Origin of the sequence: Pantoea sp. EA-12 (genome assembly GCF_030053355.1) — a bacterium.
GTDB classification, from domain to species: Bacteria; Pseudomonadota; Gammaproteobacteria; order Enterobacterales; family Enterobacteriaceae; genus Pantoea; species Pantoea vagans_C.
Window position 1 is genome coordinate 66,799 of sequence record NZ_JASGBY010000001.1, and the last position, 14,921, is coordinate 81,719.

The following is a 14,921-nucleotide window of genomic DNA, read 5'->3' on the forward strand; positions in this document are numbered from 1 at the left end:
GCATGTTAACTCTCACTCACCCGATAGCGCTCCAGCCAGTGCGCGTAAGGCGCCGGCAGTACCCAAGAAGGTTCGGTTTTGTCCAGCGCCAGCGCAGCCTGATAGCTCCAGTGCGGGTTTTTCAGGTGTGCACGCCCCACCATCACCAGATCCAACTGCCCTTTCTCAATGGTTTCATTGGCAACGGCAGGTGCATCGATGCCCCATGCTGAGGTGACGGGGATGTTGGCTTCCCGGCGGACACGTTCGGCAATCGGCGCCAGGAATGCGGTTCCCCATGGAATATTGGCGTCCGGCGTCGAGAAGCCCATGCTGACGCTTAACAGATCAAGACCATTGTCGCGCCACTGTTTGGTCAGCGCGATCGCCTCCTGCAACGTCTCTTCATCACGACCGTCAAATTCCAGTACACCAAAGCGCGCGGTCAGCGGCAGATTCTCTGGCCATACTTCGCGCACCGCATCAAAGGTTTCACGCAAGAAACGACTGCGTCCGGCTGCATCACCACCGTATTCATCAGTTCGCTGATTGGCATGCACTGAGAAGAAACTCTGCGCCAGATAACCATGGGCGAAGTGTAGCTCCAGCCACTCGAAACCGGCATCACGCGCGCGCTGTGCTGCGCGGACGAAGTCTTCACGCACGCGCTTGATATCGTCCAGCGTCATGGCTTTTGGCATGCGAGATAAATTAGCGCCGAAAGCCACGGCTGATGGGGAAATCGTTTCCCAGGCGGCGGTGTCTCCCGCTGGAATGTGATCATCACCTTCCCAGGGTTTATTCGCGCTGGCTTTACGGCCAGCATGGCCAATTTGAATGCCCGGTACCGCGCCTGACGCTTTAATTTCGCGTGCGATTTGCGCCAGTTTTTCTGCCTGATCATCGTTCCAGATACCCAGACAAGCAGGCGTGATGCGCCCTTCCGGTGACACCGCCGTGGCTTCGACAATGACTAGGCCTGCACCGCCGCGCGCCAGGCTATTGTAATGGACGCGATGCCATTCGTTACTTAACCCATCCACTGCGCTGTACTGGCACATGGGCGGCACCGCGATACGGTTGCGCAACGTGATGTCTTTTAGACTAAAAGGTGCAAACAGTCCCATAACTACCTCTTAATGTGATTAAAGCAAAATGACTTGCTTGCCGCTGAAATTGCGATGCTGCAAAGCTAACAATTGGGCAGGCAGTTGATCGTAAGGGAAATGCAGTAACATCTCGCTTTGCAGACTTCCACTGGCGATCTGCTTTAGCAGGTTTTCACCCTGCTGTGTTAGCTCCTGCCATTGCTGGGCATTGCCCGTTTGATGCAACGCCCCCAGCGCCACTTCATGCAGGGAGAGTGCACGCCCAAATGCAGCACATGGCCACTGTGCAACACGCCCCTGAATGCAGACCAGATGGCCGTTAGCCAGTAATGCGTCGGCTAAACTTTCCGCGTGTTCCGGTCCCACCGCGTCAATCACGGCAAAATAGCGTCGTTGAGTTGCATCTGCATTGTGCTGGATATCATCCAGACAGCGCTTCGCACCCAGTGCGTGCAATCGTGCCCAATGTCGTTCACTGCTTAACGTGGTCACGTCAAAACCACGCGCTACGGCCAGTTGCACCAGATAATGGCCGACTGATCCGCCCGCTCCGGCAATCAGTATTGGCGCGCCGGATTTAACGGGAATTTTCTCAATGGCCTGCCACGCCGTCAGCGCCGGGCAAGGAAACGCCGCTGCAGTCGCGAAATCAAGCTCATCCGGGATGCGCATCACCACCTGTGCTGCCAGCACGGTATATTCAGCGAAGCTGCCGTTGCGTTGCAGATTTTGATGGTATACCACCCGCACGCCGAGCCAGCTCTTATCGACATCTGGCCCTACGGCCACTACTGTGCCAGCGCCATCGACGCCCGGCACTTGATCGATTTGGGTGTTAAGGACCTTCCAGTCCACCGGATTGAGGCCAATAGCGCCATTCTTGACCAGAATTTCACCCGACTGGAGTGGTGCCGCGCTAAGGTAACGCTCCTGCAAATCCAGTGGCGAATCGCCCCCCTGCCAGACCCAGCCGCGCCAGTCAGCAGGAACAGAAATCGCCTGATCAGACATAGGCACCCGCCGAATAAGTCAGTTCATAACTGTGGCTGTAGATCTCAATGATGTTGCCGAACGGATCTTCCATATAAACCATGCGATAGGGCTTCTCACCGGGGAAGTATTCACGTACCGGCATACGCTGCTTGCCACCGGCGGCAACGATTTTGGCAGCCAGTCCTTCAACATCCGGATCCTGCACGCAGAAGTGGAAGACACCGGTCTTCCAGTATTCAAAGTTGTTTTCCGGTTTCTCAGCGGCTTTAAATTCGAAGATCTCGACACCGACGCGGTCCCCGGTAGAGAGATGGGCAATGCGGAACTTCTCCCAGCCACCGCCAAACACGTCGCTGCACATCACGCCAATAGCGGATTCATCTTCCTGAATTTCAGTCGGTGGCATGATCAAATACCAGCCCATCACGTCGGTATAAAACTTCACCGCAGCATCCAAATCCGTCACTGAAAGACCAATATGGGAAAATGTACGTGGGTACGGGGTGCTCATGATTTATCTCCTGTTTAAAGATCCACAGGCTACGTTGGCGGGAGTATAATGAAAACAGTGATTCAATTATGGTAATTATAAAATTTTATTATGCTAAACCCACAATGGTTAAAATCTTTCGCCACGCTGGTGGATGTCGGCAGCTTCACCGCCAGCGCTGAACAGCTGGGTATCACTCAGGCGGCGGTGAGTCAGCACATTCGCCATCTTGAGCAGCAGCTGGGGCCGCTGATCCTGCGCAGTAAGCGTCCCTTAGAACTCACCCCGGCGGGCCGGGCGTTGCTCGATTATTGCCAGCAGGTGGATCGCGCGCAGCGCCACCTGGCATTAAGACTCAGTGATGGTGATGTGACCTGCGGCGAGGTGAGCCTGATATCCCCCGGCAGCATCGGTCTTCGTCTTTATCCTTTACTGCTCGCATTGCAGCAGCAGCATCCTGATTTATCCCTGCGCCACCGCTTTGCCCCAGACAGTGAGGTGATGGATGCGGTATTACACAATCGATACGAAATAGGTTTGATGACGCAAAAGCCCGATGACAAACGCCTGGTTGCCGAAAAATTTGCCGAAGAGCCGCTGGAACTGATTGCCCCTAAAGGCAAGAACGCTTCCCGCTGGGAAGATCTCGACGCGTTGGGTTTTATCGATCACCCTGACGGCCAGGCGATGGCCACACGTCTGCTGAGCCGACGCTTCCCCGGCAATGCGGGCGTGCGCAATTTGCCCCAGCGTGGGTTCAGCAATCAGATAAGCCTGATCCTTGAGCCCGTCGCTCGTGGCCTGGGCTTCACGGTGTTACCGCGCTATGCGCGCCTGGCATTTCACCGTCAGGATGACATTCAGGTTATCGAAGCAGGTACGCCACTGGTGGATACCATCTGGTTGATTCACCGTGCCGAATGGCCACTTTCTGCGCGTGCGCAGCAGGCATTACGCTGGCTGGAAGCCAGCATGTAGCCTTTATTTGCGTGCTTTTGCCGCGGCAACCAGTCCATCCAGCCAATCCTGATGACCGTTGATCATCGGGTTCGGTTTGGCATTAGCCAGCTCAACAGCAGGTTTACCGTTCTGCGTCTCCTGAGTCAGGATGCGCACGCGGTTGTCAGAGAGATCTTCAATTAGCCAGGCATGTAACACATCCAGACGCTCATCGCTGCCGACTTCACCTGCCCAGCCGTGCCATGAAACGCGCGCCGCTTCACCTGCTGCTGGCGCGACATACTCTGTGACCTGCGCTTCAACCGGGAAGCCGAAAGTCTCGAAGTAAAAGCGCACACCCTGCTCCAGCTGAGGACCTTTATTGTCATAAAAGCGTGCGTTAGCGGAATTCTGGTAATAGGTAGGCCACAGCGATGGCGTGTTCAGCAACGGCCAGATATCTTGTGTGGACAGACCCGCCACAATCACTTCATTTGAGCAGTAGTTATCGGCAAAACCCGGTACGAAGCCTTCAGGCCAGTGGATGGCATTCATTTTCATCAGTGTTATCTCGTGGTTGATAAGGAACGGGAGCAGTATCAACCCATGTTAGAAATAACACCAATCGCCATTTTTTATTTATGATATAAACCCAGGTGATATCTTATGAGGATTATTGCTTCGGCAACATAACGATAATTTATACAGACCATAAGAGAATGTCGGTTTTCTTAATATCTGCATCGGATACTCTGGCGCTAAATCACCCATGCATATTTGAGGAAACATAATGGCTGAGCGCCTGGAACAAGCGATGAAACCGGTGTTAATGGTGTTGACCAGTTATCGTAATATCGTCAACGGACACGAAATTTCAGGCTTTTACTTGCCGGAATTAACCCACCCACTGCACGTGTTAGAGCAAGCCAACATCCCCGTTGCGCTGGCTTCGATTTTGGGGGGAAAGCCCCCAGTGTACGGCATTGGGGAAGATGAAATTAATCAACGCTATTGGGATGATAGCGAGTTTCAACAGCGGTTAAATCACACCTTGCCGCTCGCTGCGGTCAAGAGTGAAGATTACAGTGCAGTGCTGTTCGTAGGCGGTCATGGCACCATGTGGGATTTTCCGGATGATGATGCAGTTAAAGCACTGACACGCGAATTGTATGAACAGAATAAACCCGTTGCCGCGGTTTGCCACGGCCCTGCGGCACTCGTCAATGTGAAGCTGAGCAATGGCCAGTATCTGGTGAAAGGCAAACGCGTTGCGGCCTTTACAGATACGGAAGAGATGGAAGTTGGATTGGCGAATGTCGTGCCGTTTATGCTGGAAACGACCCTGAAATCACGCGGTGCGCACCACCAGCCGGCAGAAAACTGGCACTGCAACGTGGTCACCGATGGAAGACTCATCACCGGGCAAAACCCTCAATCTGCCACTGCCGTAGGCGAAGCTCTGCGCCAGCAACTGTTGGGCGCTTAAATCCTTAAGTGAACGGCGTGCTGATTGAAGTGGCAACGGGTTTTATTGTTAACGTAAGGGCCTATGAAAACTGATATTCGCACCCTGGATCTTAATCTGCTCAAAGCACTCGATGCGTTACTGGATGAGCGCAGTGTTACCCGTGCCGCGGAACGTTTATCGCTGACGCAACCTGCTGTCAGCGGGATGCTGACACGCCTACGCGAGTGTTTTGACGACCCCCTGTTTACCCGAACACAGCGGGGTATCATCCCGACGTTACGCGCACTCGAACTTGCGGAACCGGTAAAAACGATTTTGGCTGAAGTGAGCGAACTGCTACAGCCAAAAGCGTTCGATCCCTCCACGGCGGATATCACCATTAAGATCGCCGCCACAGATTATGCCTTGCGCGCGGTCGTTGTGCCGTTTATGGCAGCGTTGCGCCTGCAAGCGCCCGGCATTCGCGTGGCGGTGTTGCCCGTCAATAACGAACAACTTTCCGCACAGTTTGAGCGGGGAGATATCGATTTTGCACTCATCACGCCGGATACCGCTCCGGCCGACTTACATGCGCGTTCGTTGTATGACGAAGACTATGTTTGCCTGCTGCGAGAAGGTCATCCTCTCGCGCAACCCGATGCCTTAACGCTGGATAGCTTCTGCGCCCAAGACCATGCGTTAGTGTCTTATGTGGGCGGAAGTTTTAGTGGCGTCACGGATAAATCCCTGGCCGCGCTCGGGCGATCGCGACGCGTTACGCTCTCTGTTTGCAGCTTTTTGGTGTTGCCAGAGATTTTGCGCGTGAGCGATTTAATTAGCGTGGTTCCCCGTCGACTCACCCATAATTTACCCGGCTTAAGCGTTTTACCGCCGCCGTTGGCGATTCAAGGCTTTAATAAGATCGTCGTGTGGCATGAGCGCACGCACCGCGATGCCGGGCATCGCTGGCTGCGTGAATTGCTGTTTTCCATCGCGGTTTAGTGGGTTAGATTTTCTCCCGTTACGGCATGCCCCAGCCGAATGCCTTCAACACGCTCAGGCAGATCAACACAATAAATATGAAAATTGGATGCTTGTTCCCCGCGAGAGGTGGTGCTTTTCACAGGCTGTTTTACGGGGATATAGAGTTTACGATCCTGCGAAATAAACGATCCGTCAGGCCGCACCAGACGCGGGTCGCTCACTAACACTGCTGTCTTCCCTGTTGGTGACCATACCGTGATGTTGTGCGTCACGGTTTCAGAGAAATAGACGTTCCCCTCCGAGTCCATTGCGCAGCCACCGGAAAAGTTGTTGTCGTAGACCGCCTCAACCTGCGAAGCCACTTCAGCATCAGATCGAGTCATGTCGCGTAAGAATCGCGTTTCAACACGATAGAGAGGTCCTGTGGGTGCCGCCCAGTAGAGCCATTTGCCATCAGCGGTGATCTCAATCATGTCACTGTTGGGTGGATGAAAAGTGGTGCCACCCTTCACATGCGCCAGCATCGCCGGAGGGGCTTTATCACTGGCTTTGACCACTGGCAGACCTGATAACCTTCTGATCGTTTTGTCATTTTCAAAATCATGCACAATGATGCCGCCTAAACCAGAATCGGTGACGTACATCAGCGAACCATGGAAACGGAGATCGTTTAACTGCGCACCAGGCGGTAAGATGTGATCGTCGAAGCGTAGAATTCGCAGTATTTCTCCGCTTTCCGCATCTAACTGGACAATTTTTTGCGCACCGGGTGCGGGTTTACTGTACTGCTCACCAAAAACCCCCGCGCTCAATGAGCCTTGATCGACACACCACACGGTTTCATCATTAAAAACGTGCACGGAATTGAGATAAACAAAGGCTTTACTGCCATCATCACCTGGCTTCCAGTTGTTCCAGCTGTTTCCTGGAAAAGGCTGCAGAATGCCCTCTTTGCTCTGCCGGGCTAATGATGGCGTTGGATGTTCAGAAGAGTAACGTGGCAAACCAAGAAAAAGGCGCTGCTGGCGTGTAATCGCCACCTGATTTGCCATCCAGGGTGAGGTCAGCACCCGTTCTAAAGTGGGCTTTGGTCCCACCGCATGTGCCAGAGGCACTTTTGTCATGCAAAGGGCAGTCATGCCTTTAAGAAAAATACGACGTGATAACTCCAACGTTCAGCACCTTAAGTCACCAATATAGTTTCAACTATATTACGGCTTCCAAACGGCTCTTGCTTAACGCCATGGTGACATGCACATAGTGAAACTATCACGCTGCGACCCGCTCATCGCCTAACAGATCCAAAATACGGCGGCGCAACGCCACCAGCTGTGGATCGTCGCGGCGGCGTGGCCATGCCAGATCGACCTCAATTACATCCACCACCTTGGCCGGGCGGGGACTGAACACCACCACGCGGTTGGCCATCACTAATGCCTCTTCAACATCGTGCGTTACCATCAGCGTGGTGAATTGCTGCTCCTGCCAGAGATCGACGATCTCCTGTTGCATCCGCAAGCGGGTTAATGAATCCAGCTTGCCGAGCGGTTCATCCAGAATCAGCAGGCGCGGCACATTAACCAGCGCCCTCGCCAAAGCGGCACGTTGCGCCATACCGCCTGAAAGCTGATGTGGCCAGGCGCGGGCAAACTGCTTAAGCCCGACACGATCCAACATCGCGTTAATACGCTGTTCTCGTACCGTACGACTCTCTCCACGAATCTGTAAACCCAGCCCGACGTTGTCATACACCGTGCGCCACGGGTAGAGCGTCGGGTCCTGAAACACCACTACGCGGGAAGGGTCGGGTGCGGTGATGGCTTTGCCCTCTTCCGCCAGCAGACCGCTAGCCGGAGGTTCAAGCCCGGCAAGTAAACGCAGCAATGTCGATTTACCGCAGCCGGATGGCCCCAACAAGGCAACAAACTCACCGGCCTTGACCTGCAAATTTATATTTTCCAGCACTGGGAGATCCCGGCCTTCAAGGGTGAAATGGTGATTCACTTTTTCAATTGCAATATTTACGCCTGCTGAGGTAACAGTCATATTCCGCTCCGGTTTTGACGTTCGAGGCAACGTTAATGGAAATAAGAGTAAGCCGGGCAACCTGCACGCTGAAATAGCCATTTCAGCAAACTTATCCTTAATTATTGATAAAGAAAAACTGCATGAGTTCATGCGGGATTGTTATTTGGTGGAGGGTAATGGCTAAGAGATAGTGCCTGTGATCGTTTATCGACAAGGAAAGCAGAATGGCAATGCACAATATATCTCTGAGCCGCCGTGCACTGTTGCGCGGTGTCAGTTTAGTGAGCGCCGGTATGGCGGTGAATCCATTGCTGAGTAGCAATGTGTTCGCCGAAGACAAACCACTCAAAACCATCAAGCTGGCATGGGGGCAGACTGCGGTCTGTCAGGCACCGATTTCCGTGGCGCTTAAACAGGGCTTCTTTAAAAAATATGGTCTGAATGTCGAACCGGTGAATTTTAGCGGGCCGACCGACGCACTATTACAGGCCATCGCCACCGGTCAGGCTGACGGTGGAATTGGTATGGCGCTGCGCTGGTTAAAACCGCTGGAACAGGGCTTTGACGTTGACCTCACGGTTGGCACCCACGGCGGCTGCATGCGATTGCTCACTCCGCAAAACAGCGGGATCCGTGATGTGAAAGATTTGGTTGGCAAGTCTGTCGCGGTCAGCGATCAGGCTAGCCCAATCCGCAACTTCTTCGCAGTGCAGTTAGCGAAACAGGGTATCGATCCGGATAAACAGGTGAACTGGTTGCAGTATCCTCCTGACCTGTTTGGCGAAGCACTGCGCAAAGGTGAAGTTCAGGCTCTGGCCACCGACGACCCGCAGGGTTGGCTGCTGAAAAAACAACACGAACTGCTAGAGGTGGATAACAACCTCAAGGGTGAATACGCCACCATGACCTGCTGTGTGTTGGGGCTGCGCGGTTCACTGGTGCGTGATGACCCCGCAACCGCACGTGCTATTACTCAGGCTATCGTGGATGCCCAGCAGTGGACCGCCGATCATCCCGCGGAAACGGCCAAAATTTTCCAACCCTTCGTGCCAGGTTCGGTGCCCGTCCAAGATATTACCGCGATGCTCAAAGAGCACACCCACCACCATCACTCCACTGGCGCACAGTTGCGCAGCGAAGTGGCGACCTATGTTGAGGAACTGAAGAAAATCAATGTGATCCGTCCGGACACCGATGCGCAACGCTTTGCCGAGCACTATGTGCCCGAACTGCTGCCCGCCGAGTCCCCCCACCAGCACGCCAGTAACATGGCACAGATGAGCAACATGTCGAGCTAAGGAGATAGTGATGGCCAGTGAAACCCTGACGATTGCCCAAACCCGTGATACACCGCGCCGCCTGCAACCTGCCGTGTGGGGTGCGCTGCTGTTATGGTGGGCGCTGGTAGCGCTGATGGTGGTGGTACCGGATAAGCCGCAAGGCTTTGCCACGCCCCGGTTTGTCAAAGAGACTCACGAGCTGTTTGCCGGCATCGCGCTGTTACTCAGTGGGCTGGCAATTGCCTCAGGACTGTTTCCGCGCCTGACGCTACTGGCCCCGCTGAAACGCAGCGGCCCGTGGCTGATTGCACTGGCGCTGTTGATCGGCGTATGGGAAACCGTGACCGGGAAACTGGCATTACTGCCTGCGCCCTTCTTTGCGCCGCCGCGTGCGCTGGTCGAGGCTTACGCCACCGACTGGCCACGCCTGCTGGATAGCGTGCTCAATTCACTGCGTCTGTTGGCCTTCGGGTTTATCTACGGCAGCGTGGTGGGATTTGTCACCGGCGTAGCGATTGGCTGGTCGCGTGGGCTCGGGTATTGGGTGCATCCGATTCTGCGCTTCCTCGGCCCGGTGCCCTCCACCGCACTGTTGCCCCTCTCACTTTACTTCTTCCCGTCAAGCTTTTCAGCGGCGGTGTTTTTGATTGCGCTCGCCACCTGGTTCCCAGTGACCGTGTTGACCTGGTCTGGCGTCTCCAGCGTGGATACGCGCTATTACGACGTCGCTCGTACGCTCGGGGCCAACTCGATGTTTTTGGTGCTGCGTGTCGCCGTACCTGCCGCATTACGCCATCTGTTTGTTGGCTTATTTATGGGCCTGGGCGCGTCATTTTCGGTGCTGGTGGCCGCAGAGATGATGGGGGTGAAATCGGGTCTGGGATGGTATTTGCAGTGGGCGCAAGGCTGGGCGGCCTACGCCAATATGTATGCCGCGTTGATTGTGATGGCGCTGCTATTTTCTTCACTGATCTCCCTGCTGTTTATCATTCGCGATCGTCTGCTTTCGTGGCAGCGCAGCGCGGTGAAATGGTAATGCCATCCCCCATTATTGAGGTGAACTATGGTCGCTAAAATTTCTTCCTCCATTACTGAGTTAATTGGTAATACGCCCCTTCTCCGGCTGTCACGCTATACGCAGCAGCAGGCGATCCAGGCCGAAGTGATTGCCAAACTGGAGCTGTTTAACCCTAATCACAGCGTGAAAGATCGCATTGCGCTGAGCATGATCGAAGAGGCAGAACGCAACGGCATCATACAGCCGGGCGATACGCTGGTAGAAACCACCAGCGGCAATACCGGCATTGGGTTAGCCGCCATCGCCGCTGCTAAAGGCTACAAATTCCGGGTCTACATCAATGACTTCGTCAGTATTGAGCGCACGCAATTGATCCAGGCCTACGGTGCGCAAGTGGTGCCGTTTAGCACCATTGAGGGTTTCAAAGAATTTTACGATGCCAGCAACGGTGATTTTGTCGCGGCAACCAAGTGGCTGGCGGAGCAAGTCACCGCCGCTGAACCGGACGTCCATTTCCTGCTACAGCTGGAGAACCCGGCGAACCCGGCGATTCACGTCCAGACCACCGGGCCGGAGATCTGGCGCGACAGCGGCGGCAAGCTGGATATCTTTATTGCCGCGGTGGGTACGGGCGGGACCCTGTCTGGCACCGGGCGCTTCCTGAAACAGCAACACCCCGCCTTGCAGGTGATTGCCGTAGAGCCAGGAGTGGGATCGCAGCCCAGTGAATTACGTCCTGAACCGCTGGAGATTACCGGCGTGCACGCCTTTAGCAATCAGCCACCCGAGCGCATCCCCGCCAATCTGGACCATCGGGTGTATGACGAAGTGATTGCGGTGGAGACCTGGCAGGCGTATGCGGCGGCACGTCAGCTGGCATTAAGTGAAGGCGTGCTGGTCGGCGACTCTTCCGGAGCGGTGCTCTGGGCTGCCGAGCAAGTGGCGGCGCGCCCTGAGAATGTTGGCAAGCGTATCATCGTACTGCTGGCCGATGGCGGCAATAGCTATTTGAGTACGCAATTGTTTGCCCACCAGTTGCCTGCAGAGACGTTTAAACTGGCGAATGCGATTCAGACGTCACAGAAGATTGCGTAGCCTTTGGGCCGCCCGATATCGCCATCGGGCGCGCCGCTACAAAATCATCGTTGATTAATGTTTGCCATTAAACCAACACATTACTGGTAATGCCCTTGGCAAACAGCATCGGGTCGGTTTCTGGTCGTAGTACGTTTATCGCCTTTAAATCCCGCGCATAGACATCAATTTCATTCACAAACGCTTTGCCCACCGAATAGTGCCCATGTGTGTGCGTCTTCAACACGCTGGCGATCTCTTGCGGCGTGGTATTCAGTGCCTGACCATTAAATTCAGTGCCGATCGCTTCAGGATGCTGTGCAGCATAGGCATGAGCCTGCAAAATAGCGTGGGTGATGGCCGCCGCGACCTCGGGTTGTTCGCGAATCAAACTGCCACGCGTGCCCACCACACAGCAACTGAGGTTCGCATACTCATCCATCAGATTGGTGCCGATTTCACGGTATCCCGGCTGTTGCGTTAAGCGCCACATGATGGGGTCCGATCCGCTTGCCGCCTGAATTTCTCCCTTCTGCAACACCATCGGCAACAGATCCTGCGGGAACACGCGCCAGTTCACGTCCGTGTTGGGATCGATGCCGTGCTTTTTCAGCATCAGCGAGAAAAAGTTTTTATCCGCGCCTGCCATATCCGTGACGCCAATGGTTTTCCCTTTAAGTTGCTCCAGCGTCGCGGGGCCATCATCGCGCGCCAGTAAGCGCATGCAACCGCCGTGCGTGCCCGCCGTCAGCTTGACATCAAAGCCCTGCTCCAACGCTTTCAGCCAGCGCAGCGCCATGCCAATAGCCGCTTCCGCTTTGCCGGTGGCAATGGATTCCAGCAACAACTCCGTCGAGTTGCCGAAGTTCACGAACTCGACCTCAAGATTGTGCGCTTTGAAGAAGTTATGCTGATCGGCCACCACAACCGGAGCCAGGCAGATGGCGTTGAGATTGACCGCAAGGCGGATATGCGTGGGTTTCGCCAAGGCCCATTTTCCCGCCCCGCCCTGCAACAGATCGCCAGACATAGGCATATCGTGCATCTGCTGTTCAGCAAAGCTACGTCCCGGTAGCGCGGAAGCCATCATGGCGGCGGCGGAATAACCAATAAATCGACGACGTGACAGTGAATAATTCGCTGGCATGGTTTTACTCCCAAAAATAAATGCAGGTGATGGAATTGACGTTGTAATAATTCATTTCAGAAGCAAGCAGAGTAATCGTTAATTAATGTCGCAACCAGCCGCGTAATTATGCCAATTACGCATGTCGTAAGCCGTTTTATTGCTTTTACAGTTCAGCCATTAAAAGAAACAATCGACCTTATTGAACAGAGGGATAAATAAGGCAATTGATGATGGTTAATAAGCTCCCTTTTCTCAGCGAAATATTACCGGTAATAACCGAATCTCTTGCTGAACATGCCGAACAGGTTGATCGCAGTGGTGAATTTCCCCAGCAGGCTTTTGCGCGCTTACATCAGCAAGGGTTGCTCCATTACGCACTGCCCATTGCGGCAGGCGGCAGCGGCGGTGACTTACTGAGCTGCCAGGCCATCATTCAAGCTGTCGCGCGCGGTGAACCCTCCGCCGCACTGATTCTGATTATGCAGTATCTCAATACCCGTCGTTTGGGTGAGGAATCATCCTGGCCGGAGTCCGTGCGTAAGCGGGTGGCGCAAAGCGTGGTGGCACAAGGTGCATTGATCAATGCGCTGCGGGTGGAGCCTGAACTGGGCACACCAGCGCGAGGAGGCTTGCCCGCCACGCGCGCACGGCGCAGTGCCGACGGCTGGCGTATCACTGGCGAGAAGATCTACTCCACGGGAAGTCACGGTTTGCGTTGGTTCATCGTCTGGGCGAGTAGCGACGATGCCGATCCTCTGGTCGGCGGCTATCTGGTGCCCGCCAATGCGCCGGGTATCCAGATTATCGATGAGTGGGATCATCTGGGCATGCGCGGCACCTGTAGCCATCGCGTGGTGTTGAAGGACGTTTTCATTCCGCTGGATCATGCAGTCAATGTGACGCCCTGGAGCACGCCAAAACCGGGGCTAAATGAGGAGGAGTCGCTGTGGATGGCGGTGCTGCTCGGCTCGCTGTATGACGCCATTGCACAAAGCGCACGCGACTGGTTTATCGGATTTTTGCAGCAGCGTACCCCCGCTAATTTAGGCGCACCTCTGGCATCACTGCCACGTTTTCAGGAATTGGTCGGGCGCATTGATACCCTGCTTTTTACCAATCACACGCTGCTCAACAGTGCAGCACACGGGCAGGTCGCCAGCGCTCACACGGCACAAATCAAACAGGTGGTAACGGAAAACGCGATTCGCGCGGTTGAACTCATGGTGGAAAGCATCGGCAATCATGCGTTGACGCGCCACTATCCGTTACAACGTCACTTACGCAACGTCTTATGCGGTCGCATTCATACCCCACAAGGCGACGCCATTTTTACATCCGTGGGCAAAAATGCCCTGTCTGCTGAGAAATAGCAGCGGCCTGATCGCTACCAGGTTCACGGGCGGCCCAAGGGCTGCACCCTATCATCCATGATAAACACGTGCGGCTTTACAACGCAGAAAAATCCCGCATGCTGGTGGCTTTCAGGGCCGCGATATCTCATAGCTATGACTGCCACCAAAACCGGATTTACCCTTGCTGCGCTCGTGCTGCTGACGGCGCTGATAACACTGTTCACCCAATGGACAGCGTTTCAAGCCTGGTCATTACAATCACAAATTCAACTGCATCGTCTGCTGGTGACGCATCTGCTGCAAATCAACAGCGGTCAATACAGCGCGGGTTTGTGGCTGATCGGCGTGACCTTTATTTACGGCATTCTTCATGCAGTAGGTCCGGGGCACGGCAAATTCATCATCACCACCTGGCTTAGCACTCATCAACCCCCACGTGGCGTTGCCCTGAGCGTGCCGTTTATCGGCAGCCTGGTGCAGGGGCTGTGCGCCATCGCGTTTGTGTTTATCCTGGCGGTGGGCTTTAACCTGACGACCGGCGATCTCAGCGTCAGCCGCTGGTATCTGGAGAAAGCCAGCGCGCTGTTTATTGCAGGACTGGGCGTGATGATGATGGTGAAAGCCTGGCGCGGTCAGCATCAGCATGAACATCATCACCATGAAGGCTGCGGTCACCACCACGGCATCACGACGCAACCGGTCAATGACTGGAAAGCCTGGCTGGGTATCATTATCGCCACCGGCGTTCGACCCTGCAGCGGCGCCCTCACGGTACTGCTGTTTGCCAATGTGATTGGCATTACGCGCTGGGGTATGTTTGCTGTGATGACCATGGCGCTGGGCACGGGCATGGCATTGGTGGCGTTAGCCCTGTTTGTGCGTCATTTTCGCCATCGAGCTGGCGAGTTGTGGCTGGCGGAGCGCTCGGCGCGGGTTGATCACCTGCTTAAACTAGTACGTATTGCGGGTGGCGCACTGCTGATTCTGTTTGCGATAGTGCTGTTTTTAACCGTGGTGCCAGTGAGTGCGAACGGCGATTACATTGCGGCGGGATGTTAAGGAATTATTGGGTGCCATGAGGGAGGCCTGAAGGCCCCCC

Annotated in this window: 15 protein-coding genes; 8 read left to right on the forward strand and 7 right to left on the reverse strand. The window is 54.8% G+C overall.

The features are described from left to right. Positions 1-5 precede the first annotated feature (5 nt). Genes QMZ30_RS00330 through QMZ30_RS00340 form a run of 3 tightly spaced genes read right to left on the reverse strand, consistent with a single transcriptional unit; the run spans position 6 to position 2,592 of the window. Complete coding sequence (locus tag QMZ30_RS00330) at positions 6-1,106, reverse strand: NADH:flavin oxidoreductase/NADH oxidase (RefSeq protein ID WP_283225875.1); 1,101 nt, start codon at positions 1,104-1,106, stop codon at positions 6-8. A gap of 18 nt (positions 1,107-1,124) precedes the next feature. Further along, positions 1,125-2,099, reverse strand: coding sequence for a zinc-binding dehydrogenase (locus QMZ30_RS00335; protein ID WP_283225876.1), 975 nt, complete (start codon positions 2,097-2,099; stop codon positions 1,125-1,127). Further along, complete coding sequence (locus QMZ30_RS00340) at positions 2,092-2,592, reverse strand: lactoylglutathione lyase family protein (RefSeq protein ID WP_039330851.1); 501 nt, start codon at positions 2,590-2,592, stop codon at positions 2,092-2,094. The genes QMZ30_RS00335 and QMZ30_RS00340 overlap by 8 nt, the downstream gene beginning before the upstream one ends. Before the next feature lie 90 nt (positions 2,593-2,682). Between QMZ30_RS00340 and QMZ30_RS00345 the strand changes: the two genes are divergently transcribed. After that, positions 2,683-3,549 carry a LysR family transcriptional regulator gene (locus QMZ30_RS00345; RefSeq protein WP_283225877.1) on the forward strand — a complete coding sequence of 289 codons (867 nt, stop codon included), beginning with the start codon at positions 2,683-2,685 and terminating at the stop codon, positions 3,547-3,549. A 3-nt stretch (positions 3,550-3,552) separates the two neighbouring features. Here QMZ30_RS00345 and QMZ30_RS00350 read toward each other — a convergent pair whose 3' ends face one another. Then, positions 3,553-4,065: an SRPBCC family protein gene (locus tag QMZ30_RS00350; RefSeq protein WP_283226297.1), complete on the reverse strand. Its 513-nt coding sequence runs from the start codon at positions 4,063-4,065 to the stop codon at positions 3,553-3,555. A gap of 235 nt (positions 4,066-4,300) precedes the next feature. On the opposite strand from QMZ30_RS00350, the gene QMZ30_RS00355 reads away from it, so the two are divergent. Further along, on the forward strand, positions 4,301-4,996 hold the full coding sequence (locus tag QMZ30_RS00355; RefSeq protein ID WP_283225878.1) for a type 1 glutamine amidotransferase domain-containing protein: 696 nt from the start codon (positions 4,301-4,303) through the stop codon (positions 4,994-4,996). Positions 4,997-5,059: 63 nt separating this feature from the next. After that, a complete protein-coding gene (locus QMZ30_RS00360) occupies positions 5,060-5,959 on the forward strand; it encodes a LysR family transcriptional regulator (RefSeq protein WP_283225879.1) in 900 nt (299 codons plus the stop codon). On the opposite strand, the gene QMZ30_RS00365 is transcribed toward QMZ30_RS00360, so the two are convergent. Beyond that, positions 5,956-7,065, reverse strand: coding sequence for an SMP-30/gluconolactonase/LRE family protein (locus tag QMZ30_RS00365; RefSeq protein ID WP_283225880.1), 1,110 nt, complete (start codon positions 7,063-7,065; stop codon positions 5,956-5,958). The genes QMZ30_RS00360 and QMZ30_RS00365 overlap by 4 nt on opposite strands. Before the next feature lie 145 nt (positions 7,066-7,210). Further along, positions 7,211-7,987: an ABC transporter ATP-binding protein gene (locus tag QMZ30_RS00370; RefSeq protein ID WP_039330848.1), complete on the reverse strand. Its 777-nt coding sequence runs from the start codon at positions 7,985-7,987 to the stop codon at positions 7,211-7,213. 206 nt (positions 7,988-8,193) lie between these two features. Between QMZ30_RS00370 and QMZ30_RS00375 the strand changes: the two genes are divergently transcribed. The 3 genes from QMZ30_RS00375 to QMZ30_RS00385 are packed head-to-tail and all read left to right on the forward strand — an operon-like array spanning position 8,194 to position 11,362. Then, the gene (locus QMZ30_RS00375; protein ID WP_283225881.1) at positions 8,194-9,267 is read left to right on the forward strand and encodes an ABC transporter substrate-binding protein; all 1,074 of its coding nucleotides are present in this window, start codon (positions 8,194-8,196) and stop codon (positions 9,265-9,267) included. A 10-nt stretch (positions 9,268-9,277) separates the two neighbouring features. Continuing rightward, complete coding sequence (locus QMZ30_RS00380) at positions 9,278-10,285, forward strand: ABC transporter permease (RefSeq protein WP_283225882.1); 1,008 nt, start codon at positions 9,278-9,280, stop codon at positions 10,283-10,285. 27 nt (positions 10,286-10,312) lie between these two features. After that, positions 10,313-11,362 (forward strand): PLP-dependent cysteine synthase family protein, encoded by a 1,050-nt coding sequence (locus QMZ30_RS00385; protein ID WP_283225883.1) that lies wholly within the window; start codon positions 10,313-10,315, stop codon positions 11,360-11,362. A gap of 67 nt (positions 11,363-11,429) precedes the next feature. Here QMZ30_RS00385 and QMZ30_RS00390 read toward each other — a convergent pair whose 3' ends face one another. Then, positions 11,430-12,488 carry an ABC transporter substrate-binding protein gene (locus QMZ30_RS00390; RefSeq protein WP_283225884.1) on the reverse strand — a complete coding sequence of 353 codons (1,059 nt, stop codon included), beginning with the start codon at positions 12,486-12,488 and terminating at the stop codon, positions 11,430-11,432. 209 nt (positions 12,489-12,697) lie between these two features. Between QMZ30_RS00390 and QMZ30_RS00395 the strand changes: the two genes are divergently transcribed. Next, entirely contained in the window at positions 12,698-13,840 is a 1,143-nt protein-coding gene (locus QMZ30_RS00395; protein ID WP_283225885.1) for an acyl-CoA dehydrogenase family protein, read from the forward strand. 135 nt (positions 13,841-13,975) lie between these two features. Further along, entirely contained in the window at positions 13,976-14,881 is a 906-nt protein-coding gene (locus tag QMZ30_RS00400) for a nickel/cobalt transporter (protein ID WP_283225886.1), read from the forward strand. The last annotated feature ends 40 nt before the right edge of the window (positions 14,882-14,921 follow it).

Coding starts and splice junctions, on each gene's coding strand:
- QMZ30_RS00330 (WP_283225875.1), bottom strand. CDS start 1,106: ATGGGACTGTTTGCACCTTTTAGTCTAAAAGACATCACGTTGCGCAAC.
- QMZ30_RS00335 (WP_283225876.1), bottom strand. CDS start 2,099: ATGTCTGATCAGGCGATTTCTGTTCCTGCTGACTGGCGCGGCTGGGTC.
- QMZ30_RS00340 (WP_039330851.1), bottom strand. CDS start 2,592: ATGAGCACCCCGTACCCACGTACATTTTCCCATATTGGTCTTTCAGTG.
- QMZ30_RS00345 (WP_283225877.1), top strand. CDS start 2,683: ATGCTAAACCCACAATGGTTAAAATCTTTCGCCACGCTGGTGGATGTC.
- QMZ30_RS00350 (WP_283226297.1), bottom strand. CDS start 4,065: ATGAATGCCATCCACTGGCCTGAAGGCTTCGTACCGGGTTTTGCCGAT.
- QMZ30_RS00355 (WP_283225878.1), top strand. CDS start 4,301: ATGGCTGAGCGCCTGGAACAAGCGATGAAACCGGTGTTAATGGTGTTG.
- QMZ30_RS00360 (WP_283225879.1), top strand. CDS start 5,060: ATGAAAACTGATATTCGCACCCTGGATCTTAATCTGCTCAAAGCACTC.
- QMZ30_RS00365 (WP_283225880.1), bottom strand. CDS start 7,065: ATGACAAAAGTGCCTCTGGCACATGCGGTGGGACCAAAGCCCACTTTA.
- QMZ30_RS00370 (WP_039330848.1), bottom strand. CDS start 7,987: ATGACTGTTACCTCAGCAGGCGTAAATATTGCAATTGAAAAAGTGAAT.
- QMZ30_RS00375 (WP_283225881.1), top strand. CDS start 8,194: ATGGCAATGCACAATATATCTCTGAGCCGCCGTGCACTGTTGCGCGGT.
- QMZ30_RS00380 (WP_283225882.1), top strand. CDS start 9,278: ATGGCCAGTGAAACCCTGACGATTGCCCAAACCCGTGATACACCGCGC.
- QMZ30_RS00385 (WP_283225883.1), top strand. CDS start 10,313: ATGGTCGCTAAAATTTCTTCCTCCATTACTGAGTTAATTGGTAATACG.
- QMZ30_RS00390 (WP_283225884.1), bottom strand. CDS start 12,488: ATGCCAGCGAATTATTCACTGTCACGTCGTCGATTTATTGGTTATTCC.
- QMZ30_RS00395 (WP_283225885.1), top strand. CDS start 12,698: ATGATGGTTAATAAGCTCCCTTTTCTCAGCGAAATATTACCGGTAATA.
- QMZ30_RS00400 (WP_283225886.1), top strand. CDS start 13,976: ATGACTGCCACCAAAACCGGATTTACCCTTGCTGCGCTCGTGCTGCTG.